Annotated in this window: 15 protein-coding genes; 4 read left to right on the top strand and 11 right to left on the bottom strand. The window is 70.2% G+C overall.

All coding sequences use genetic code 11. The annotated features are described in order from the left end of the window. Positions 1-6: 6 nt before the first annotated feature. The 4 genes from dxr to ACIA8X_RS21305 form a co-directional block, all read right to left on the bottom strand. Positions 7-1,263, bottom strand: coding sequence for a 1-deoxy-D-xylulose-5-phosphate reductoisomerase (dxr, locus tag ACIA8X_RS21320; RefSeq protein WP_399458877.1), 1,257 nt, complete (start codon positions 1,261-1,263; stop codon positions 7-9). A gap of 106 nt (positions 1,264-1,369) precedes the next feature. Beyond that, positions 1,370-3,304, bottom strand: a complete 1,935-nt coding sequence (locus tag ACIA8X_RS21315) for an acyl-CoA dehydrogenase family protein (RefSeq protein ID WP_393450309.1) — start codon at positions 3,302-3,304, stop codon at positions 1,370-1,372. A 110-nt stretch (positions 3,305-3,414) separates the two neighbouring features. Beyond that, a complete protein-coding gene (locus ACIA8X_RS21310; RefSeq protein WP_393451093.1) occupies positions 3,415-3,699 on the bottom strand; it encodes a hypothetical protein in 285 nt (94 codons plus the stop codon). Between the two features lie 85 nt (positions 3,700-3,784). Beyond that, entirely contained in the window at positions 3,785-3,910 is a 126-nt protein-coding gene (locus ACIA8X_RS21305) for a hypothetical protein (RefSeq protein WP_393450312.1), read from the bottom strand. A 238-nt stretch (positions 3,911-4,148) separates the two neighbouring features. On the opposite strand from ACIA8X_RS21305, the gene ACIA8X_RS21300 reads away from it, so the two are divergent. From ACIA8X_RS21300 to ACIA8X_RS21290, 3 genes are all read left to right on the top strand, one after another. After that, a complete protein-coding gene (locus ACIA8X_RS21300) occupies positions 4,149-5,165 on the top strand; it encodes a LacI family DNA-binding transcriptional regulator (protein ID WP_399458876.1) in 1,017 nt (338 codons plus the stop codon). A 71-nt stretch (positions 5,166-5,236) separates the two neighbouring features. After that, positions 5,237-7,288, top strand: a complete 2,052-nt coding sequence (locus ACIA8X_RS21295) for a TIM-barrel domain-containing protein (protein ID WP_399458875.1) — start codon at positions 5,237-5,239, stop codon at positions 7,286-7,288. A gap of 128 nt (positions 7,289-7,416) precedes the next feature. Further along, positions 7,417-8,598 carry a sulfotransferase family protein gene (locus tag ACIA8X_RS21290; protein WP_399458874.1) on the top strand — a complete coding sequence of 394 codons (1,182 nt, stop codon included), beginning with the start codon at positions 7,417-7,419 and terminating at the stop codon, positions 8,596-8,598. Positions 8,599-8,636: 38 nt separating this feature from the next. Here ACIA8X_RS21290 and ACIA8X_RS21285 read toward each other — a convergent pair whose 3' ends face one another. The 7 genes from ACIA8X_RS21285 to ACIA8X_RS21255 form a co-directional block, all read right to left on the bottom strand. Next, positions 8,637-9,350 carry a hypothetical protein gene (locus tag ACIA8X_RS21285; RefSeq protein WP_393450324.1) on the bottom strand — a complete coding sequence of 238 codons (714 nt, stop codon included), beginning with the start codon at positions 9,348-9,350 and terminating at the stop codon, positions 8,637-8,639. Positions 9,351-9,400: 50 nt separating this feature from the next. Then, a complete protein-coding gene (locus ACIA8X_RS21280; protein ID WP_399458873.1) occupies positions 9,401-11,632 on the bottom strand; it encodes a glycosyl hydrolase family 95 catalytic domain-containing protein in 2,232 nt (743 codons plus the stop codon). Beyond that, positions 11,629-13,623, bottom strand: a complete 1,995-nt coding sequence (locus ACIA8X_RS21275) for a beta-galactosidase (protein WP_399458872.1) — start codon at positions 13,621-13,623, stop codon at positions 11,629-11,631. The genes ACIA8X_RS21280 and ACIA8X_RS21275 overlap by 4 nt, the downstream gene beginning before the upstream one ends. Then, the gene (locus ACIA8X_RS21270; RefSeq protein ID WP_399458871.1) at positions 13,623-15,854 is read right to left on the bottom strand and encodes a WD40/YVTN/BNR-like repeat-containing protein; all 2,232 of its coding nucleotides are present in this window, start codon (positions 15,852-15,854) and stop codon (positions 13,623-13,625) included. Before ACIA8X_RS21270 ends, ACIA8X_RS21275 begins: the two co-directional genes overlap by 1 nt. Positions 15,855-16,010: 156 nt before the next feature. Then, entirely contained in the window at positions 16,011-16,940 is a 930-nt protein-coding gene (locus ACIA8X_RS21265; RefSeq protein WP_399458870.1) for a carbohydrate ABC transporter permease, read from the bottom strand. Next, the gene (locus ACIA8X_RS21260; protein ID WP_393450338.1) at positions 16,937-17,971 is read right to left on the bottom strand and encodes an ABC transporter permease; all 1,035 of its coding nucleotides are present in this window, start codon (positions 17,969-17,971) and stop codon (positions 16,937-16,939) included. Before ACIA8X_RS21260 ends, ACIA8X_RS21265 begins: the two co-directional genes overlap by 4 nt. A 27-nt stretch (positions 17,972-17,998) precedes the next feature. Then, positions 17,999-19,687: an extracellular solute-binding protein gene (locus ACIA8X_RS21255; protein WP_393450341.1), complete on the bottom strand. Its 1,689-nt coding sequence runs from the start codon at positions 19,685-19,687 to the stop codon at positions 17,999-18,001. Between the two features lie 371 nt (positions 19,688-20,058). Between ACIA8X_RS21255 and ACIA8X_RS21250 the strand changes: the two genes are divergently transcribed. After that, complete coding sequence (locus ACIA8X_RS21250) at positions 20,059-22,896, top strand: glycoside hydrolase family 3 C-terminal domain-containing protein (RefSeq protein ID WP_399458869.1); 2,838 nt, start codon at positions 20,059-20,061, stop codon at positions 22,894-22,896. The last annotated feature ends 86 nt before the right edge of the window (positions 22,897-22,982 follow it).

Raw genomic sequence — 22,982 nt, 5'->3', positions numbered from 1 at the left:
GGGTCGTCATGCACGGGCCTCCGCCGTGTGTGCCGCCAGTTCCCGGGCCCGCGTGCGTGCCCAGGTTTCCGCTTCGAGGACGTCCGCGACGGTGAGAGAAGTTCCCGCGTGCGGGGTTCCGTGCTCCTCCACCACCCTTGTCACAGTCTCCATGATCCCGTTGAACGGCAGCGCGCCGGCCCGGAAGGCCTCCACGCACTCCTCGTTGGCCGCATTGAACACCGCGGGTGCCGTGCCCGCGAGCTCTCCGACGTGGCGCGCCAGGTTGACCGACGGGAAGGCGTCGTTGTCGAGCGGGAAGAACTCCCAGGTCGACGCCTTGCTCCAGTCGAAGGTGGGCGCGGCGTCGGGCACCCGCTCCGGCCAGCCGAGGCCGATGGCGATCGGCCCGCGCATGTCGGGGGGTGTCGCCTGGGCGATCGTGGATCCGTCCGTGAACTCAACCATCGAGTGAACATACGACTGGGGATGCACGACCACCTCAATGCGGTCGAAGGAAATGTCGTAGAGCAGGTGCGCCTCGATGACCTCCAGACCCTTGTTGACGAGGGTCGCGGAGTTGATCGTGATGACCGGGCCCATCGCCCAGGTGGGGTGCGCGAGGGCGTCCTCGACGGTCACCTGGGCCAGGTCCGCCTTCGAGCGGCCCCGGAACGGCCCCCCGGACGCCGTGACGACCAGCTTCCGTACGTCTGCCCTCGTCCCGGACGCCAGCGCCTGGAACAGGGCCGCGTGCTCGGAGTCGACCGGGATGATCTGCCCCGGCTTGGCGAGCGCCTTGACCAGGGGGCCGCCGACGATCAGGGACTCCTTGTTGGCGAGCGCGAGGGTGCGGCCCGCCTCCAGGGCGGCGAGGGTGGGGGCCAGGCCGATGGAGCCGGTGATGCCGTTCAGGACGGTGTGGCAGTCGGAGGCGGCGACCTGCGTGGCCGCCTCCGGGCCGGCCAGGATCTCGGGGAGCGGCTCGCCCGTGCCGTACTGGGCCGTCAGAGCTTCCCGCAGCGCCGGTACGACGTCCTCGCGGGCGACCGCGACGGTCCGCGCCTTCAGCCGGTACGCCTGCTCGGCGAGGAGGGCGACCCGGCCGCCGTTGGCGGACAGGGCGGTGACCCGGAACCGGTCGGGGTTGCGCAGCACGAGGTCGATGGCCTGGGTGCCGATCGAGCCGGTGGAGCCGAGGATCACCACGTCCTTGGGGCCGTCGCCCGCTACGGGGTCGTAGACGAGGTGTGGGTCGGCGAGGGGGGCTGGACTGTCGCTCATCCCCCCATTGTGGCCGGAAGGACTGACAGGGAGGACAGGGCATCCCCCTCCGGTGGGTAACAGGATGGTGAGGGGTCGCTGCGGGCAGTGACCCCTCACCAGGACGTCACCTGATGGGGCGGTGTACGTTCTCCCGCTCGCTCGGGCCCGGCGTCGCGTCCGCGATCCACACGCCGCCGTCGTCCGACGGGTCGACGATGCCCTGCTCCAGCCACTCGTACGTGCCCGACATCACGCCCTTGACCACCTTGCGGTCGAGGTCGTCGGTGTTGGACCACAGCCGCCCGAAGAGCTCCTCGACGCGCAGCCGGGACTGGCGGCAGAAGGCGTCGGCGAGCTGGTAGGCCTCCCGGCCGTGCTCACCCTGGGCGCGCAGGTGCTCGGCGCGCACGCAGGCCGCGCTCATGGCGAACAGCTCGGCGCCGATGTCGACGACACGGCCCAGGAAGCCCTGCTTGCTCTCCATGCGGCCCTGCCAGCGGGACATGCCGTAGAAGGTGGAGCGGGCGAGTTTGCGGGACGTGCGTTCGACGTAGCGCAGGTGCGCGGAGAGGTCGACGCCCTGCTTGAACTCGCCGTATGTGTACGGCAGTTGTCCCTGGCCGGCAACCAGCTTCGGCAGCCACTTGGCGTAGAAGACGCCGGCGTTCGCGCCCGCCTTCGCCTTGTCCTGGAGGGACTTGTCGGGGTCGATGAGGTCGCCGGCGACCGACAGGTGGGCGTCGACGGCCTCGCGGGCGATCAGGAGGTGCATGATCTCCGTCGAGCCCTCGAAGATGCGGTTGATGCGCAGGTCGCGCAGGACCTGCTCGGCGGGGACGCCGCGTTCGCCGCGCGCCCGGAGCGAGTCGGCCGTCTCGAAGCCGCGGCCGCCGCGGATCTGGATGAGTTCGTCGGCGATGAGCCAAGCCATCTCGGAGGCGTACAGCTTGGCGAGGGCGCCTTCGATGCGGATGTCGTTGCGGTCCTCGTCGGCCATCTGCGAGGCCAGGTCGGTGACGGCCTCCAGGGCGAAGGTGGTGGCCGCGATGAAGGAGATCTTCGAGCCGACGGCCTCGTGGGCGGCGAGCGGCTTGCCCCACTGCTCGCGGGCCGCCGACCACTCGCGGGCGATCTTCAGGCACCACTTGCCGGCCGCGACGCAGGACGCGGGCAGGGACAGCCGTCCGGTGTTCAGCGTGGTGAGCGCGATCTTCAGGCCGGCGCCCTCGGGGCCGATGCGGTTGGCGGCGGGGACTCGGACCTGGTGGAAGCGGGTGACGCCGTTCTCGATGCCGCGCAGGCCCATGAAGGCGTTGCGGTTCTCGACCGTGATGCCGGGCGAGTTGGTCTCGACGACGAAGGCGGTGATGCCGCCCTTGTGGCCCTCGGACTTCGGTACCCGTGCCATGACGACGAGGAGGTCGGCGACCACGCCGTTGGTCGTCCACAGCTTGACCCCGTCGAGGACGTAGTCGTCCCCGTCCGGTACCGCGGAGGTGGCCAGGCGCGCCGGGTCGGAGCCGACATCGGGCTCGGTCAGCAGGAAGGCGCTGATGTCGGTGCGGGCGCAGCGCGGCAGGAACTGCTCCTTCTGCTCGGGGGTGCCGAACAGCTTGAGCGGCTGCGGTACGCCGATCGACTGATGGGCGGAGAGCAGGACGCCGATCGCGGGGCTGGCCGAACCGGCCAGGGTCAGGGCCTTGTTGTAGTAGACCTGGGTGAGGCCAAGACCGCCGTACTTGGTGTCGATCTTCATGCCGAAGGCGCCGAGTTCCTTGAGCCCGTCGATCACGTCGTCGGGGATCCGGGCCTCGCGTTCGATCAGGGCGCCGTCGACCTTCGTCTCGACGAAGTCACGCAGCTTGGCGAGGAACTCCTCGCCACGCTGGGCGGCCTCGTCGGTGGGCATCGGGTGGGGGTGGATGAGGTCGAGGCGGAAGCGGCCGAGGAACAGTTCCTTGGCGAAGCTGGGCTTGCGCCACTCCTGCTGCCGGGCCGCCTCCGCCACCTGGCGTGCCTCACGCTCAGTGACAGTAGGCTTCGTGGGTGCTGCGGACATGAGGCTCACCTCGCCGCGAATCGGGATCTTGGGCCGTTTGGTTACCGACGGGTGCTACCCGATCGTATGTACCCGATTACGGACGACCCCACCACCCCGCGCGCAGCCGTTCAGCCGATGTTGACGGAGTACGACTTCGTGTCCAGACGGCCCGTGCCCTTGAAGACCTCGGTGCCGGACTCGATGCCGGAGACGTACTTGTCGTTGCTCAGCAGGTTGCGCCGGACGAGTGCCTGGGTGAAGTCGTCCAGGTTGAGCGTGGCCTTGGTGGTGTTGGCGCGGCGGACGAAGGAGTGGACCTTCCAGCCGATGTCGCCCTCGTAGATGTCCCACATCGCGCCGCCGTGGCCCCCACTAAAGGGGTGGGCGCCACGGCGGTGGCGGTTGAGCCAGATCTTGACTTCTCCCCCAACAGAAGCCGCGGGATTCCCCCCTCGCGGGGCGAGCTTTCTGCTTCATCGACAGCCGCCGACCCGAGCGTCAGCCCGCCCACCCGCTCGACTCGTCCGCCTGGGCGACCGTGACCCCGGCGGCGGCCGCGAGGGCGACCGTGGAGGCGAGCAGGGTCTTGCGCTTCTTGGACAGGCGCGGTCTGCGGTGTTGCATCGGGGGGTCCTTCCGGGGGACGGTTCCTGTACGCCCTCTCAGTGGCCGCAGACCCGGCCGGAGGTTGCCCCACGGCGCCGACAGCCTCGTACGAGAAAAGCCGTCGAGAAAAGCTGTCGAAGCGCTTCGACAACCTATGGACACCCACGCGCGCCAGAGCTAGTGTCGAACCACCCTCACACCCGCCCCTGGACGCTCCGCGCACTGTCGAAGCGCTTCACAAAGCTTGGAGAGCTGGATGGTCACCCTCGCCGAGGTCGCCCAGCACGCCGGAGTCTCGGCGAGCACGGTGAGCTATGTCCTCAGTGGCAAGCGGTCCATCTCCACGACCACCCGGCACCGGGTCGAGCAGAGCATCCGCGAACTCGGCTACCACCCGAACGCGGGTGCCCGCGCCCTGGCCAGCAGCAGGTCGAACATCATCGCGCTGATGATCCCGCTGCGCACCGACATGTATGTGCCGGTGATGATGGAGATCGCCATAGCGGTGGCCACCACGGCCCGCACGCACGGCTACGACGTCCTGCTGCTGACCGGCGAGGAGGGCCCCGACGCCGTACGCCGCGTCACCGGCAGCGGACTGGCCGACGCGATGATCCTGATGGACGTCCAGCTGGACGACGAGCGGCTGCCGCTGCTGCGCGGCACCGACCAGCCGTCCGTGCTGATCGGGCTGCCCGCCGACACCAGCGGGCTGACCTGCGTCGACCTGGACTTCAAGGCGACCGGCGCGCTGTGTGTGGAGCATCTGGCGATGCTGGGGCACCGCGACATCGCTGTCATAGGCGAGGCCCCGGCCGTTTACGAACGGCACACGGGCTTCGCCGAGCGCACGCTCGACGGACTGCGGCTGCGTGCCCAGGAGCTCGGGATGCGGCTGCTGCACCGGCCGTGCGAGGGCGGGTACGACGCGATGGCCGTCACCCTCGCCCGCATCCTCGACGAGCGGCCCAGCACCACCGGGTTCGTCGTGCAGAACGAGTCGGCGGTCGAGCCGCTGCTCGCGCTGCTGCGCCAACAGGGCCGTGCGGTGCCCGAGGACGTGTCGGTGGTCGGCATCTGCCCCGACCAGGTCGCCACCCAGGCCTCGGTGCGGCTGACGTCGGTGTCCATCCCCGCGCAGGAGATGGGCCGGCATGCCGTGGCGCAGCTGGTCGCCAAGCTCGACGGGCGCGGGAGCGACGAAGTCCTGCTGATCGCACCCGAGTTGACGGTCCGGTCGAGCACGGGTCCGGCACCGTCCACCATCCACTGACCGCTTCACCGCCGTGCCCTCGCCGGGCACCCCCATGTCTGCATTCGCTGCCCTCCTGAGGAGCACACCCCGTGAATCAGTCTGCCGAAAACCAGCCCCTGCCGGGCACGGTCAGCCTCGCGCAGTCGTCCCCGACCGTCGGCACGTTCCGTGAGCGGGGCGGCGCGCTGGAGTGGAGTGGCCGCCAGGAGACCGTACGCGTCGAGCCGTGGGGTCCGGACGCGGTGCGGGTGCGTGCCCGGCTCGGCGGGCCGATCCTCGACGGACTGCCCGGCGCGCTGCTGGAGTCCGCCCCGGCGACCGAGTCGACCGTCAAGATCGAGGACGGGCTGGGCCTGCTGACCGTCGGTGCGCTGACCGTCCAGGTCGACGCCGAGGGCCTGATCCGCTTCCTGCGCACCGAGGACGGCACGGAGGTGCTCGCCGAGGAGCGCGCCCACTTCTGGTGGCCGGGCCCGCGCCTGTACACGGCCGTGGGCAACGGCTACCACCGCCTGGAGCAGCGGTTCGCCGCCTACGACGACGAGAAGCTGTACGGCCTCGGCCAGCACCAGCACGGCCGGTTCGACCAGAAGGGCCTGGTCCTCGATCTGGTCCAGCGCAACGCCGAGGTCGGCATCCCGGTGCTGTCCTCCAGCCGCGGCTACACCCTGCTGTGGAACAACCCCGCGATCGGCCGCGTGGAGCTCGCGCACAACGGCACCCGGTGGGTCGCCGACTCCGCCCGACAGATCGACTACTGGATCACCGCGGGCGCCCCGGCCGACGGCCAGCGCCGCTACAGCGCGGTGACGGGCCGTACGCCGATGCTGCCGGAGTGGGCGGCGGGTTTCTGGCAGTGCAAGCTGCGCTACCGCACCCAGGACGAACTCCTCGCCGTGGCCCGGGAGTACAAGCGCCGTGGCCTGCCGATCTCCGCGATCGTCTGCGACTTCTTCCACTGGACGCACCTCGGCGAGTGGAAGTTCGACCCGAAGGAGTGGCCGGACCCGGCGGCGATGGTGCGTGAGCTGGACGAGCTCGGCATCAAGCTCGTCGTCTCCGTCTGGCCCTCGGTGTCTCCCCTCTCCGAGAACCACCCGGTCATGGAGCAGCGCGGCTACTTCATCGGCACCCAGTACGGACCGATGGCGCACGCCGACTGGCCCGACAAGGAGGTGACCTCGACCGTCCAGGTGGCCTTCTACGACGCCACCAACCCGGACGCCCGCGCGTTCCTGTGGTCGAAGGTCAAGCAGAACTACCTCGACCCGTACGGCATCACCGCCTTCTGGCTGGACGCCTGCGAGCCCGAGCTGAAGCCCGGCTTCCAGGAGAACCTGCGCTACTGGACGGGCCCCGGCCTTGAGGTCGGCAACAGCTACCCCGCCGAGAACTCCCGCACCTTCTACGAGGGCCTCCAGTCGTCCGGCGAGGACGAGGTGATCACCCTCAACCGCTCGGCGTGGGCGGGCAGCCAGCGCTACGGCGCCGCCCTGTGGTCCGGCGACATCGGCACCGACTTCCCGACCCTGCGCCGCCAGATCGCGGCCGGCCTCAACACCGCGTTGTCCGGCATCCCCTGGTGGAACACCGACATCGGCGGCTTCCACGGCGGCGACCCGAACGACCCCGCGTACCGCGAGGTGATGGTCCGCTGGTTCCAGTTCGGCGCCCTGTCCCCGCTGATGCGCCTGCACGGCTTCCGCGACCCGGGCATGCCGCTCGGCCCGGAGATGACCGGCGGCCCGAACGAGGTGTGGTCGTACGGCGAGGAGGCCGGCGCGATCCTGGAGAAGTACCTGCGGCTGCGCGAGCGCCTGAAGCCGTACGTGCTCCAGGTGATGCGCGAGGCCCACGAGGAGGGCCTGCCGGTGCTGCGGCCGCTGTTCCTGGAGTTCCCCGAGGACCAGGCGGCCTGGTCGGTCGACGACGCCTACCTCTTCGGCCGCGATCTGCTGGTCGCGCCGGTGCTGACGGCGGGCGCGACTGCCCGCACGACCTACCTTCCGGCGGGCGCGGGCTGGACGGACGCGTGGACCGGGGAGACGTACGAGGGCGGTACGACCGTGACGGTCGACGCCCCGCTGGACCGCATCCCGCTGTTTCTGCGGGACGGGGCGCGGCTGCCTGTAGCGGAGTAGCCGTGTCGAGGGCCTGTCTGTCAGGCAGGTCATGAGAGGGCGGCCGGGCGATGGAGGTCATCCGGTCGCCCTCTCGCATGTCCAACTTGCGTTCCTTGAAGGCCAGTTGAGCGCGATAGGGTCCCTGCGTGTCCACGCCTCCCCTCGCCCTCGCCAACCAGCTGCTGCGGCCGGCCTTCGCCTCCCGCCGCAGCCCCGACCGCGTCTTCGACCGGATCGCCGTGGAAGCGGGCGAGGCGCACGGCGACCGGCAGTTCGTCGACGACTTCCGGGCGCTGCTGGGCTGGTGGGCCAAGGCCGAGAACCTCACGCCGGTGGGCTGGCAGTCGGCGCAGGTCTTCGTGCGCAGGCACCTCGCCAACCGGGCCCGGGTGCGGGGGCTGATCGCCGCGCATCCCGAGATCGAGCGGGAGCCGATCGAGCGGCCGGTGTTCGTGGTGGGCCTGCCGCGCACGGCGACGACGGTCACCCACGCCGTGCTGTCGCTGTCGGACGGGCACCGCGGCCCCCTGCTGTGGGAACTGCTCACGCCCGGCCTGGAGTTGCCGCCCCGCGAGCGCCGCAAGGCGGTCACCGCGGGCCGCCGCATGGTCCAGGGCACCAACCTCTTCGCGCCGCGCTTCCGCGACATCCACCCGATGGCCGCCGAGGGCCCGGAGGAGTGCACCTTCGCCCTCCCCCACGCCCTGATGCCGCTGTCACAGGCGCGGATCCCCGAGTACGAGCAGTGGTACCGCGAGCGGGACTTCACCGACGACTACCGGTATCTCAGGCAGGTGTTCCAGGTCCTTCAGTACGGCCGCCCGCGCCGCCGCTGGATCCTCAAGTCCCCGCTGCATCTGGGCAACCTGGACGCTCTGCGCACGGCGTTCCCGGACGCCACGATCGTGTGGTGCCACCGCGATCCCGTCACCGCCGTGGCCTCCTTCTGCAGCCTGATCGAGCACGGCATGGCCGTCAGCTCCCGGCCCCTCGACCTGCCCGGCATCGGGGCCACCTGGTTCGGTCTGCTGAGCCGTGCGATGGAACGCGGCCTGCGGGCCCGCGCCGCCATCCCCCGGGAGGCGCTGGTGGACGCGCCCTACTCCTGGCTCGCCGAGGAGCCGGCCACGGGCGCTCCGAAGCTCTACGACGCCATCGGCGCCCGCTGGACCGACGCAGAGGCGGCCCGACTCCCGGAGGCGGTCGCCCGCCCGAAGGGCACCCGGCCCCACCGGTACGACCTGGCCCGCTACGGCCTGACCCGCTCCGAGGTCGAGTCGGCGTTCGCGGACTACAACGCGCTGCGGGCCGAGGTCGACCGTGCCTGACGAGCAGACGACGGACCGACCGCGGCCCTGATGACACGTCAGCTGCTGCTGACGGTCAGGTTGTTGGTGTTGAAGTCCAGCCCGCCGGACGACGAGGTGATCTCGTAGCCGAACTGGACGTCACCTATGGTCTCGCTGCTGGACATCCAGCCCTTGCCGGCGATCCAGTTGAGAATCGGCTTCATGTCCACGGTGCCGGAGTTGGAGTCGGAGGTCCGCAGGAACGAGTACACCTCGTTGGCGCCGTTGGTGCCCTTGTAGACGTTCCAGCTGTGGCCGCCGAGACTGACGGTGCCCTGCGAGGTGCCGATCGGACCGACGGCTCCGTTGTAGTTGACCCAGAGCATGATCTCGTGGTCGTAGTCGGTGTCCCAGATGTCGTACGACGTGTTGTACGCGCCGGACGACGGGACGGTGACGTTGTAGCTGCTGGTGAGCGAGCCGAGGGAGGCGATCGTCTTGTTGATCACCTTCTTGGAGTTCGGGTAGGACTTGATGCCGCCGGTGTTGGGGTGGTTGGCCCAGACACCCCAGTTGGTGCCGGAGTTGGCCCAGATGCACTGGCTGCCGGCGCCGGAGCCCCAGATGTTGTTGTAGAGCGTGTAACCGTTGAGGCTGGTGTTGCCCCACTGGTCGCAGGAGTTCCAGACCGCGGCCGAGGCGGGGGCGGAGGCGAGGCCGACGGTGGCGCCGATGGCCATCGCCGGGGCCAGCACCGCCATGGTGATCTTGCGCAGAGCGCTCTTTGCCATGGTGTCCCTTTCCATGGGTGGGGGGAAATGCGGGGGGAAATGCGGGGGTGCTACCACGCCCCGAGGCTGAGGACGTGGTCTTCTCCGGCGACGAGGTCGAGCGGTTGGGCGTCGCCGGCGGAAGTCCGGAGTTCGATGCGGTGGGAGCGGGTCGGCTTCAGGACGGCCGTGGCTCCCTCGGGCGTCCAGGTCAGGTCGACCTCCGCGCCGAACCGGGTGCGCACGCCCCGGAGCCGGCCCCGCGGGAGGGCGGGCGGCAGCGCGGGCAGCAGGACCAGTCGGTGCGGGGTCGACTGCACGAGCATCTCGATCAGTACGGCGGGCAGGGTGTGCGCGGCGTCCGCGTTGTAGACGTCGCGGTTCGGGTAGTGGGCGCTCATCAGCGAGGCGTGGAAGAAGTCGCCGCCCAGGACCTGGTCGAGGGCGTGCGCGACCCGGGCGCCGTCTCTGAGGCGGGCCGCGATCAGGGCGTGGTGGAGGTGGCCGTGCGCGGAGTCGTTCTCGGCGCCCCGCAGTTCGAGGGCGCGGTGGGCGGCCGCCGCGAGGTCGGGGGTGTCGTACGGGGTGATCTCGTCGAGCGGCCAGACACCGTAGAGGTGGCTGAGGTGGCGGTGGTCGTAGGAGTCCTGGAGGCCGGGCCAGGCCCATTCGGCGAGGGCGCCGTCGTCGTTGATCCGGTGCGGGGGGAGGCGGTCGGCGAGGGCGCGCCAGCGGTCGGCGTGCTCCTGGTGGTACTCGGCGGCCGTGAGCAGGGCGTGCCGGGCCGCGGAGAGGTCCATGGCGGCGTTGATCGTGCCCCAGCTCGCGTTCGCCGGGCGGTTCTCGGGCGAGTAGGAGGGGACGACGACGAGGTTGCCCTCGGCGTCGGTTCGGGTGAGGAAGTCCTCGTAGAAGCGGGCGACTTCGGCGAGGGCGGCGGCGGTGCGGGGGTCGTGGCCGCCGTGTGTCTCGTCGTGGTCGACGAGGGGCTTGAGCAGCCAGTCGGCGCCGGCGGTCCACAGGTGCAGCGGGTACTCGCGGCTGAAGTGGTAGATGTGCCCGGACTCGCCGTCGGTGTGGGCGGGCGCCACCACGCCACGGGCGCCGAAGATCGCGCGGGCGTTGTCGCGCCAGTGGTCCAGCTGGCCGTGGATCAGGGCGGCGTGCGCCTCGGTGACCTCCGGCAGCGCGGCGGCCGCTGCCGATGCGGTCTGGAGGTTGAGGTTGGCGTCGGTGGTGAAGGCACCCGACCATGCGGTGTTCCAGTCGCCGGTCCACAGGCCGGTGAGGCGGGGCGGCAGCAGGCCGGAGGCGGAGAGCAGGTGGTAGCGGCCGGCCGCGAAGAGGCGTTCCAGGAGGGCGGGGCTCTTCGGGCGGCTCACCAACTCGGAGCCGGGCAGGGCGCGTTCGGCTTCCTCGGCCCCGAGGTCGAGGCCGGCGCGGAGGTAGGCCGGGCGGTGCAGGGCGGTGTGGCGGGCGAGGAGGCGGTCGTACGGGTCACCGTAGTCGCTGTCGCTGTCGCCGTCGGCGTCGCCGTCGGGGAGCAGGGCGCGCAGGGCGGCGGCCTCGGCGAGGGCGTCCACCTCGCCGGTGTGGCGCCGGACGCGGGTGAGCAGGAGCAGGGAGCGGGCGCCCTCGACGCGGATGCCGGGCAGGGCGGAGCGGACGCTGCCGCCGGTGACGACGGCGAGCGTGACGCCCGTGTACGCGCGGTCGCTACCGGGGTAGCGGACGCGGAGGGTGATGAGCGCGCCCTCGGGGGTGAGGACGGCACTGTGGCCGACCGCCAGGCCGTGGGGAGCGCCCGGCAGTTGGGGGTCCAGGGTCACGTCGGTGGTGAGGCCGGGTTCGGTGACGTACTGGACGATGACGTCGTCGGCGCGGGAGACGAAGACCTCGCTGCGCCGGCCGGCGCGGCGGGCGGTGACCACGCCGGTGGTGAAATCGACCTCACGCCGGTAGTCGCCGCGCTCCTCGGCGGTGGGGCGGCGCAGCCGGATCCGGAAGGCGGGGTGGAAGGGCTGCACCCATTGCAGCCCTCGCCCGTCGGTGAAGCCCTCCGCCGCGGTGACGTCTCCGTCGAGCAACCGGTCCTGCAGTCGCGGGAGTTCGGCGGCGAGGGCGGGCGGACGGGCGTGTTCGGTGCCGTTGGGGCGGACCAGGGTGTGGTGGTTGACGATGACCCGCTCGTCGTTCGGGTCACCGAACACCATGACGCCGTGTCGGCCGTTCCCGCTCAGGAAGGCGTCCTCCCAGCGGGCGGCGGGTGCGGGTTCCCAGGTGCCGTGCACCGGACCGGTCATGGCGCCGCCTCCAGCACGGCCACCCCGTACCGCCCCAGCTCCACCCCGTCGGTGACGTGCGCGCCGGTCAGCAGGTCGCGGTGGCGGCCGGGCAGCGGCACGGTGACGCCGTCGCGCCCGTGGTTGAGCAGGAACAGCAGCTCGCCCCGGCGTACGGCCTCCACGCCGGCCGGGAGACCGGCGAGGGTCGGTCGTACGCCCGCGTCGGCGGCGATGTCGGCGAGCAGTGTGCGCAGGGCGTGCGGTTCGGGGAGGGTGGAGACGTACCAGGCCTGGCCCTTGCGCAGGACGGCCGGGAGTCCGTCCAACTCGCCGCCCTTGTAGGGGATTACGGCGTCCACGTCATCGGCGGCCTCGATCTCCTCGGACCACAGGGTGCCCTGGAAGCCCTCGGCGTCGGCCTTCTCGCCCGCGTCGAGCGGCCACCACTCGTGCAGGACACGGATGCCGAACAGGTCGCGCAGACGGGCGTCCATGCCGCCCTCGCGCACCCGGTCGTCCTCGTCGGCGACGCCGGTCTGGAAGCCGGAGACCAGGGTGCCGCCCTGGTTCACGTAGGCGACGAGGTTGTCGATGGCCGCGTCCGTCATCAGGTACAGCTGCGGGACGACGACCAGCTTGTAGGCGGACAGGTCCTGCTCGGGGCGGGCGAAGTCGGCGACGGTGTGCGCCTCCCACAGCGCGCGGTGCCAGGCGCGGACGACCTGCGGATAGTCGACCTCGCCGGACAGCCGCCCGTCCTGCTGGCTGGCCCACCAGGCGTCCCAGTCGAGGAGTACGGCGACCTCGCCGGCCTCGACCCGGGTGTCCGCCACTTTCCCGCTCAGCAGGGCGAGTTCGGCACCGATCCGCTTGACCTCCTGGAAGGTGCGGCCCCGCTCCCCCGCGTGGCTGACCATCCCGGAGTGGAACTTCTCCGAGCCCTGCCGGGACTGCCGCCACTGGAAGTAGCAGACGGCGTCGGCGCCGCGGGCCACGGCCTGGAGGGACCACAGGCGGTTGAGGCCGGCGGGCTTGGGGTGGTTGACCCCGCGCCAGTTGACCGGGCCCGCCGCCTGCTCCATGACCATCCACGGACCGCCGCGGGCCTGCGACCGCGTCATGTCATGAATCAGCGCGCTGTACTGCCCGCCGAACGGATCACGAGGATCCGGATAGATGTCGATCGAGACGACGTCTTCCTGCTCGACCCAGACCCAGGCGTCCTGCCCCTGCCAGAACGGCATGAAGTTGGTCGTCACCGGGATGTCCGGGCTGTGCCGGGCGACGATGTCACGCTCGGCGAGATAGCAGTCCAGCAGCGCGTCGGACGTGAACCGCTTGAAGTCCAGCACCTGCGTGGGGTTCTTCATGTAGTGCGCCCGGCGCGGCGGCAGGACCTCGTACCAGTCGCCGTAGCCCTGACTCCAGAAGGCCGTCCCCCAGGCCTCGTTGAGGGTGTCGAGCGTGCCGTACTTGGCCTGGAGCCAGCCGCGGAAGGCGTCCTCGGCCTCGTCGCCCCAGTCGTAGGTGCAGTACTCGTTGTTGATGTGCCACATCCGCAGGGCGGGGTGAGCGCCGTAGCGGGCGGCGAGGTCCTCGGTGATGGCGGCGGCGTAGCGGCGGTAGGTGGCGCTGGAGTGCGAGAAGTGCTGCCGGGAGCCCCACCACTCGGTCCGGCCGTCCTCGTCGCGCGGGAGCGTCTCGGGGTGCAGCCGGCCCATCCACGGCGGCGGCGAGGAGGTCGGGGTGGCGAGGACGACGCCGATGCCGTTCTCGTGCATCAGGTCCATCAGCCGGTCCAGCCAGCCGAACTCCCGCACCCCCGGCTGAGGTTCGAGCCTGGCCCAGGAGAAGACACCGAGGGTGACCGAGTTGACCCCGGCGTCCTTCATCAGCCGGACGTCCTCGTGCCAGGTCTCCTCGGGCCACTGCTCGGGGTTGTAGTCGCCGCCGAAGAGGAGGCGGCCGCGGGTGGCGTCGCTCAGGTCGGGCCCGTTTCGCTCCGGCATCAGACGGGCTCCCCGTACTGCACGCCCCGCCCGTTGGTGGCGAGGAAGACCCGGCCGTACACGCGTGGGTCACCGGTGATCGTCTCGCCGGTCCAGCCCCACTGGTGCTGGTCGTCGTTGATCCGCACCCAGGTCCTGGCCTCGTCGTCGGAGCGGTAGACGGCGGTGATGGACTCGGTGGAGCCGACCTGGTAGATCGCCGGATAGTCGGCCCCGTCGGCCGCCTTGCCGAACCCGAGGGTGTGCGAGGCCCAGCAGCTCGCGACCTTCGTGAAGGCGGCACCACTGTCGGTGGACCGGTAGAGCCCGTTCCCCTTGGTGGAGAGCCACAGGTCACCGGACCTGCCGGGCGCGGCGACCAGCTTGAACTGGCTGTCCCCCTTGGGCAGTCCGGTCGCACGGGCGGTGAAGGTACGGCCACTGTCAGTGCTGGCGAGTAGCGTTCCCGTGTCGGTGTCGTACGCATAGAAGAGCGTCGGGTCGGCCGGGTCGGCGACCGGCGTGGCGCCCTTCGGGAAGGAGGCGACCTCGGACCAGGTGGTGCCGTTGTCCGCCGAGCGGTAGGCGGGGTACTTCGTGCCGTCCCAGTGCACGAAGACCCAGAGCAGCACGCTGCCGTCGGCGTTGGTGGCGATCGGCCCCGGTGCGTCCTTGGCGATGGAGGGCTGGGCCTCGAAGGGCGCCCAGGTCTGCCCGCCGTCGCTGGAGTAGGCGCCGTTTCCGTTGTCGCCCCAGCCGGTGCGGACGACGTACGCCGGCTTTGCCGCGGCCTGGGCGAGCCCCGTCGCCGACCCGAACACGGGGTTCGTGGCCATGCCTCGCTTCGGCGACGCCGTGAGCGTGTCGTGATACAGGGTGCCCACGTCCCTGGACCCGCTGATCAGATGCGCCTCCCCGACCGGAGGCGAGACCAGCTGGACCACGGACGCCTCCTCCAGGCCGCGGATCTGCGGGGCCCAGTTCTTCAGGTCCCGGGTGCCGTAGAGGGTCGCGCCGGTGCCGTAGACGAGGTGCCCCGAGTCGTACGGGTCGATGCCGACCGCCTGGATCCACCAGCCGAACTTGGGCTTGTCGGCGCCCCACTTGAGGTAGGGGGTCTCGGACACGTCGAGGACGGCGGAGTCCTTCAGGGACGTCCAGGTGCGACCGCCGTCGGTGGTGCGGTACAGGGTGTCGACCGCCGCCCACCGGTTGTTGGTGGAGACGACGACGGTGCCGGGGCGGCGGGCGTCGACGGCGACGCCGCCGTAGCCGAAGGCGTCGGCGGACCCGTCGGCCGTGGTGCCGCCCGGCTTCACCGGCGTGACGTCCTTCCAGGTGGCGGTCGTGGTGCACAGCTTGTGCACGCTGCCGTCGGACTGCCCGTTGGGGCCGGGCGCGTTGGCGTACGTCACGTACAGCTCGCGGGTGTGGCGGTCGTACGCGGCGCGGATCGGGACCTTGGCGGCGGTGCCGGTGGGCTGCCCCGGGACGGCCTCCCACTTACTGCCGTCGGCGGTCCGGTACAGGTTCCTGGTCCCGGTGGTGCCGTCACCGTCACCCCAGCCGGCGTACAGGGTGCGCCCGACGGCGACGAGCAGGGTGACGCCCTGCCCGGTGGCGCTCGGGGAACCGGGGAAGCCGGTCGCGGCCGCCCAAGTGGCGCCCCGGTCGGTCGACTTGAGCAATCCGTCGTGCCGGGTCCCCAGCCACAGCGTGTCACTGTCCCGCGGATCGACGAGCAGCCGCTCCCCCATGCCCCGCCCGTCCTCGTTGGCCCCGAGCTTCACGGCGAGGTCGCTGCGGCTCCAGGTGGCACCGCGGTCGTCGGAGCGCAGGACGGCACCGTTGGAGGCCCAGGACTGGGCGTAGGTGCCGAGGGCGAGGTAGACGCGGTCGGGGTGGGCGGGGTCGACGGCGATGGCCTCGACACCGAGGAGGTTCCAGTCGTCCCAGCCGAGGTGGTCGGTCAGCGGGGTCCAGCGGGCGGCGCGCTCGTCCCAGCGGTAGGCGCCGCCGATGTCGGTACGGGCGTAGGCGAGACCGCGCACGGAGGGGTGGAAGAGCACACCGGTGACGAATCCGGTGCCGCCCATGACGGCGTTGCGCCAGCGGTATGCCTGGCCGGCGGCGGACGCGGCAGCGGGCTCTGCGGCGGAGGCGTGCCCGGTGAGGGACGGGAGGGCGGTGAGCGCGGCGGCGGCCGCGGTGCCGGCGAGAACGGCTCGTCTGCTGGGCTGGGACGTGCGCATGACATACCTCGTTCTTACAAAGGGGGTGCGGATACCTGCCTAGGGGCGCGGGGCTGCATCGATATGCGGCTCCGCCGCGTGGGCGCGACCAGCCACAACGCAGCCGCAGACAGCAAGAAACCATCGGTCCTACGGCGCTGATCTCAGAATTGACCGTCAGCCCTTGACGGCCCCCGTGAGCATGCCCTTCTTGAAATGCTTCTGGACAAAGGGAGAAAGCACGGCCACCGGCAGCAAAGCCATCACCATGACCGCCATCTGCACGGCCAGCCCCGACAGCTGCCCGGTCTTGATGGCCTGCCCGAGCCCCACCGGCGCTTCCTGCTTCTGCACCAGCTGGATCATGACGTTCTGCAACGGCATCATGTCCTGGTCGTTCAAGTACAACGACGCGTTGAACCACGCGCTCCAGTACCCGACCGCGTAGAACAGCGTGATCACCGCGATGACGGCCCGCGACAGCGGCATGACGATCTGCCAGAGAATCCGGAAGTCGCCGGCGCCGTCGATCCGCGCACTGTCGATGAGTTCCTGCGAGATCCCCATGAAGAATCCGCGCAGCACCAGGATGTTGAAGACACTGATCGCGCTCGGCAGGATCAGGGCGAGATAGCTGTCCGTCAGCCCGAGCGTCTGCACCAGCAGATACGTCGGGATGAGACCGGCGCTGAAGAACATGGTCGCCAGCAGCGTCATCAGGATCCACCGGTGCCCCAGCGACCCGGTCCGCGAGAGCCCGTAGGCGCACAGCACGGACACGGTCATGGAGAATGCCGTACCGACCAGGGTGACCAGGACACTGATGATCGCCGCGCGGGTGACCTGGCCGCCACTGAGCAGTTCCTGGTAGGCGATGAAGGTGATGTCCTTCGGCACCATCACCAGACCGCCGGACTCGTCGATGGTCTTGCGCGTGGAGAGGCTGGTGACGATGACGATCCACAGCGGGAACAGGATCGCCAGGACGGCCAGGCCCAGGACGAGGCTCTTGCTCGCCAGCCCCACCTTGGTGGGCTGCTCCTCCCAGGCCGACCGAGGCGGCGCGGCCCACGGCTTGAGTTTCGGCTTGTCGATCACGGCGGTCACTTCTTGTACACCCCCTGCTCGCCCATCAGATGGGCCACCTTGTTCGCGGCCAGGACGAGACCGATGCTGATGACGCCCTTGACGAGTCCGGCGGCGGCCGCGTAGCCGAAGTCCTGGTTGCGGACGCCGTTCCACCACACGAAGGTGTCGAGCACTTCCGCCGCGCCCGGTCCTACAGCATCTCGTTGAAGGAGGATCTGTTCGAAGCCGACGGTCAGGGCGTCGCCGACCCGCAGTACCAGAAGCAGTGCGATCACCGGCCGGAGCGCCGGCAGGGTGACGTGCCACATCCGTCGCCAGCGTCCGGCGCCGTCCATCGCGGCGGCCTCGTACAGGTCGGGGCTGACGGAGGCCAGGGCGGCGAGGAAGACGATGATCCCCCAGCCGGCGTCCTTCCACACCGCCTGCGCGGTGACCAGGAACTTGAAGGTGCTCGGGTCGGTCATGATGTCGAGGCCGTCGTACCCGTGGTCGCGCAACAGCGTCGAGAGCAGCCCTGCGCCGCCGAGCAGTTGCTGGAAGACCGCGATCACCAGCACCCACGAGAAGAAGTGCGGAAGATAGAGAACGGCCTGCGCGATGGCCCGCACCCGGGGCCTGACCACGCTGTTGATGAGCAGCGCGAGCAGGATGGGGATCGGGAAGAACAGCACGAGCTGGAGGAAGAACAGCACCAGCGTGTTCTGGACCGCCTGCCAGAACGCGGAGTCCTCGAAGATCCGCTGGAAGTTCTCCAGCCCCACCCACGGGCTGTTCAGCATGGACACGACGCCGTTGTCGCTGATGTAGGGGTCGTAGTCCTGGAACGCCACCACATTGCCGAGAATCGGCACGTAGTTGAAGAGCAGGACCAGGGCGACGGCCGGCAGCGTCATCAGGAGCAGGACGCGGTCGCGCCTGAGCCTGAGCCGCAGACTCAGCTTTCCCGAGGGTGGCTTCCTACCGGATCCGGTGACGCCGTCGGGCGCCGCCGGGGTCTTCGCCGTCGTGTCGGCCTCGGTCCTGCTCCGAGGCACCGTGCTGTGGGACACGGCCGTTCTCCTTGCCTCGGTACCGGGTCAGCTGGCCGCGGAGCCGTTCTCGTCGAGGATCTGCTTGTACCAGTCCCGCAGCTTGTCGCCGCCCTTGCTCTTCCAGTCGGAGACGGCCTGCTGCATGTCGCTGATCTTCTTGCGGCCGCGGACGATGTCGTCCTCCAGCTGCTCGAAGTCGTTGGAGAGGTTGGTGTAGCGGTTCGGCTCGGTGATCTGCATGCCCCAGAAGGTGGACTTCTTGGTGAAGGCGCCCATCCGCTGCTGCCACTCGACCTGGCCCCTGGCTACGTCGGGGAAGTCGGGGTGCGCGATGGTCGAGGCGGGGCCGTCCACCATGACGTAGGCGTTCATCACCTCCAGGTTGCCCTGGTCGGTCTTGGCGGGGACGCCGTCCTTGACGGTGTAGTGGGTGCCCTCCACGCCGTAGTTGGTCAACATGTACTCCTTGGTGCCGTACGGCGCCGCGGTGACGTTCGCGACGGCCAGCACGTCACGGATGACCGACTCGGAGGCCTTCTTGTTGACGAAGGCGAAGATGCCGGCGGGCTGCTCGGCATAGATGGTGGGGTTGCCGCCGTCGTGGCCCCAGACATCCATGCCCCAGATCTTGAAGTCCGGGTTCTGGGTGGCCTGTTCGGCGGTTCGGCCCCACCACTGGGAGATGTTGTTGGGGTAGATCAGGAACTCACCGGCCGCGAACTTGGGTCCCGCGTCGGGGGCGTTCTTGCCCATCTTGGAGTCGGGGTGGACGACCCCGGCGGCGAAGAGCTTGCGGGACCACTCGATCGCTTCGAGGTACTCGTCGGTCTCGATGCGGTAGAGCAGCTTGCCGTCGACCATGTTCCAGCCGAGCGGCTTCTCGCTGCCAGAGAAGACACCGAAGGCCTGCCAGGCGGTCCACTTCATGTCCAGGCAGGCCCAGCGCTTGGCCTTGGCGTTGGTGATGTCCTTGGCCAGGGCCATGAACTCGTCGCAGGACTTGGGTATTTCGTACCCTTCCTTCTCGAAGATGTCCTGCCGGTACAAGGGCACGATGCTGGGCGCCCACGGCGCCGGCTGCGGCAGGCCGCGCAGCTCGCCGCCGAAGATGGAACGCTGCCAGGCGTCCGTGGGGATCGCGGCGAGGTTCGGGTACTCCTTGACCGCGTCGCCGGACAGGTAGGGGCCGAGGTCCGCGAACTTGCTGATGATGGCGGTGGGTATCTTGCCGTTCATGTTCCAGCCGGGGACGACCACCACGTCCGGAACGTCGCTGGAGGCCAGCACCGCGCCGAGCTTCTGCTCGTAGGTGTTGCCGTCCTGGTTCTGCCAGACGACGTCGACGCCGATCACGTCGTTCATCGCCTTGTAGTAGGCGTTGTCGCTCTTCGGCGGGGAGCCCCAGAACGGCGACATGATGGTGACCTTGCCGCCCTTGCCGAGCTTCTTCGGGACGGAGGTCTTGAGGGTGGCCAGGTCCAGCTTGCTGGTGAAGCCGACCGCCGAGCCGTTCTTCGCCGGGATGTCCGGCGTCACCACGTTGCTGGCCACGAACGCCGGAAGGATCTTCTTCGCGTCCTTGCCCGACGTGGTCCCGTCCCGCGAGCCGCTGTCCGACCCACCGCAGGCGGCGAGCAACGGCATTCCCCCCGCCACCGCGGCAGTGGCGACCGCCGTCGAGGCGAGGAAGCTTCTCCGGCTGGGTCCGGAGGCGGAGGCGGCGTTCGGCGTCATTGCGTCAACCCTTCATGGCGCACCTGGACACCCGGCGGTGGGCCGTCGGCTGCGGTGTCTGAGTGGAACTGGCTGAGCTGAAGCGGTCCTCCGACCATTGCCGAGAGCCGCGCACCCTTGAAGTGGGCGGAACTCGTAGTCGAAGCGCTTCGATGTTGCTGCGAGGTTAAGTGAAGGCATGGGGGTACACAAGGGTCATGTCCAGGATTCCTCCGAGGTATGGAGGAACCGACCGCTCTCATGTGCCGCTTGAAATAACGGTCAGGAGTCGGAGTTGTTGCGCCGGGGCGTCTTGACACCCACCCCTGAGTCGAATGAGCATCGAAGCGCTTCGAAAGCGCCTCGCCGCTCCATCGCAAGGGGATCCCCACGTGACCGCACAAACGCCGCCTACGCCGCCTTTCCGCGATCAGCGACTGCCGTTCGCGAAGCGCATCGACGACCTTCTGTCGCGGCTCACGCTCGACGAGAAGATCGGATTCCTGCACCAGTTCGCGCCCGCCGTGGAGCGGCTCGGCGTCGCCGAATTCCGCACCGGCCAGGAGGCGTTGCACGGTGTGGCCTGGATGGGCCCGGCCACCGTCTTCCCTCAGGCGGTCGGCCTCGGCGCGACCTGGAACACGGACCTCGTACGACGCGTCGGCGAGGCCGTCTCCAAGGAGACCCGCGCGATGCGCGCCCGCGACGAACGCGTGGGCCTGAATGTCTGGTCCCCGACCGTCAACCTCCTGCGCCACCCCCTGTGGGGCCGTAACGAGGAGGGCTACTCGGAGGACCCGAAGCTCACCTCGGCCATCGCGGTGGCGTACACCCGAGGCCTGCGCGGCGACCACCCGACGTACTGGCGTACCGCGCCCGTCCTCAAGCACTGGCTGGCCCACAACAACGAGACGGGCCGCGACGTCACGTCGTCCTCGGTGCGCCCTCGCGTCCTCAACGAGTACGACCTGCGCGCCTTCCGCGAGACGGTCGAGGCGGGCGCCACGGCCGGGGTGATGCCGGCGTACAACCTGGTCAACGGCCGCCCCAACCATGTCTCGCCGTATCTGCGCGAGCACCTGCGCACCTGGACCGACGACGATCTGCTGGTCTGCTCGGACGCGGGCGCGCCGTCGAACCTGGTCGACTCCGAGCACTACTTCGACACCCACGAGGAGGCCACGGCCGCAGCGATCCTCGCCGGCGTCGACAGCTTCACCGACCACGGCACCGACGGCTCGAAGATCACCGCACGGGTGCGCGGGGCGCTGGAACAGGGCCTGCTGACCGAGTCGGACCTCGACACGGCGGTCCGCCGCCAGCTCTCGGTGCGCTTCCGCCTCGGCGAGTTCGACCCGGAGTACGACCCGCACGCGCTCACCAAGGACTTCGACACCCCGGCCCATCGCGCCCTCGCCCAGGAGGCCGCGGAGCAGTCGGTCGTCCTGCTCAAGAACAGCGGCGGCCTGCTGCCGCTCGCGCCCGACACCCGGCTCGCGGTGGTCGGCCTGCTCGCCGACGAGTGCAAGCTCGACTGGTACAGCGGCACGCTCATCCACCGCTCCACCCCGCTGGAGGGCCTGTACGAGCGGTTCGGCGCGGAGCGCGTGGAGTTCGCGGAGGGCGTGGACCGCGTCCTGCTGAAGACCTCGGCCGGAACCTTCCTGCACGTCCCCGAGGCGGACGCCGACGACGAGGTGCGCGGCGCCGAGGGCGCCCTCGACCCGGCGCTGCTGGCGGGCCGCACGGACCTGCCCCCGCTGACCACCGACCCGACCGGCACCGAGCTCGCCCTCGTCGACTGGGGCGAGGGCGTACTGACCCTGCGCGCCCCCGACGGGCGCTACCTCTCGGTCGCCGAGGACGGCCGTGTCCGTGCCTCCGCCGACCAGCCCGGAGGCTGGGTCGTCCAGGAGACGTTCCGCCTGGAACCGCATGAGAACGGACACCTCCTCCGGCACATCGGTACGGGTCGCCACGTCTCAGTCGCCGCCGAGGGCGTCAGGGTTGCCGAAGCGAATCCGGAAATCTTCCAGGTCATAGTCGTCGAAAGCGGAGAAGACGCAGTAACCCGGGTCACGTCGCAGGCCGACGTGGTCCTGGTGGTCGCGGGCAACGACCCGCACATCAACGGCCGCGAGACCGAGGACCGCCCGACGCTGGCCCTCCCCGCCCACCAGGAGCGCCTGCTGCGCGCGGCCCGCGCGGCCAACCCGCACACGGTGCTGGCGCTGGTGTCGGCGTACCCGTACGCGGTCGACCCGGCCGCCCTCCCGGCGATCCTGTGGACGTCCCACGGCGGCCAGGCGGCCGGCACCGCCCTGGCCCGCGTCCTGTCCGGCGACGTCTCCCCCGCCGGCCGCCTCCCGCAGACCTGGTACTCCGACGACGCCGACCTGCCCGACCTCCTCGACTACGACGTGATCGGCAGCCGCCAGACGTACCTGTACTTCGAGGGCACCCCACTCTTCCCGTTCGGCCACGGCCTGTCGTACGCGACCTTCTCGTACGCCGACCTGAGGACGGCGGTGGACGACGACGCGGTGGAGGTCTCCTTCACGGTCACCAACACCGGCGACGTGACGGCCGACGAGGTGGCCCAGCTCTACACACGCGCCGTGGACCCGACCGTGCCGCGCCCGCGCCGCGAGCTGGTGGCGCACGACCGGGTGCGCCTGGAGCCCGGCGAGCAGCGGGAGCTGACCTTCCAGGTCCCCTTGTCGGCCTTCGACTTCTGGGACGTGGCGCGCGGCGGATGGCGCCGTGAGGCGGGCCCGTACGAGCTGCTGGCCGGCGCCTCCAGCGAGGACATCCGCCTGCGCACGACCGTGCTCCTGGACGGCGAGGCCCCGGCACCGCGCCCGGTCCTCCAACTCGGCCTGAGCGCGGCCGACTTCGACGACCAGAGCGGTGTCGCGATCGTCGACCGTACGAAGACGTCGGGCGACGCCGTGACGGCGGCGCAGGGCAGGTCGGCCGAACTGGTCTACCGGGACTGCGACTTCGGGGACGGCGTCGCGGAGGTGACGGCGTCGGTCGCGGGCGACGGAGTGGTCGAGATCTCGCTGGACGGGGGCCCGGCGCTGGCCGTACTGACGTCGCGGGCGCCTGATGCGAGCCCGTACGACTACGCGACGCTGAGCGCCGAGATCATCGCCGAGGGCGTCCGTGACGTCCACGTCAGGCTGCGCGGCCCACTGCGGCTCGCGCACGTCGGCTTCTCCGGTTGAGGGTCCGGACGAGGCCGACACCAAGAAGGGGCCCGGCACCGGAAGGCATCGGTGCCGGGCCCCTTCGGGGATCCTATGTGAAAATG

This window comes from Streptomyces sp. NPDC051738 (genome assembly GCF_044453205.1).
Lineage (GTDB): Bacteria > Actinomycetota > Actinomycetes > Streptomycetales > Streptomycetaceae > Streptomyces.
Note: the sequence above shows the minus strand (reverse complement) of the source record. Positions and strands in the feature narration are given on the sequence as shown.

Excerpts from the sequence above, each read along its gene's own strand:
- dxr (WP_399458877.1), bottom strand. The coding sequence starts at position 1,263 with ATGAGCGACAGTCCAGCCCCCCTCGCCGACCCACACCTCGTCTACGAC.
- ACIA8X_RS21315 (WP_393450309.1), bottom strand. The coding sequence starts at position 3,304 with ATGTCCGCAGCACCCACGAAGCCTACTGTCACTGAGCGTGAGGCACGC.
- ACIA8X_RS21305 (WP_393450312.1), bottom strand. The coding sequence starts at position 3,910 with ATGCAACACCGCAGACCGCGCCTGTCCAAGAAGCGCAAGACCCTGCTC.
- ACIA8X_RS21300 (WP_399458876.1), top strand. The coding sequence starts at position 4,149 with ATGGTCACCCTCGCCGAGGTCGCCCAGCACGCCGGAGTCTCGGCGAGC.
- ACIA8X_RS21285 (WP_393450324.1), bottom strand. The coding sequence starts at position 9,350 with ATGGCAAAGAGCGCTCTGCGCAAGATCACCATGGCGGTGCTGGCCCCG.
- ACIA8X_RS21280 (WP_399458873.1), bottom strand. The coding sequence starts at position 11,632 with ATGACCGGTCCGGTGCACGGCACCTGGGAACCCGCACCCGCCGCCCGC.
- ACIA8X_RS21275 (WP_399458872.1), bottom strand. The coding sequence starts at position 13,623 with ATGCCGGAGCGAAACGGGCCCGACCTGAGCGACGCCACCCGCGGCCGC.
- ACIA8X_RS21270 (WP_399458871.1), bottom strand. The coding sequence starts at position 15,854 with ATGCGCACGTCCCAGCCCAGCAGACGAGCCGTTCTCGCCGGCACCGCG.
- ACIA8X_RS21255 (WP_393450341.1), bottom strand. The coding sequence starts at position 19,687 with ATGACGCCGAACGCCGCCTCCGCCTCCGGACCCAGCCGGAGAAGCTTC.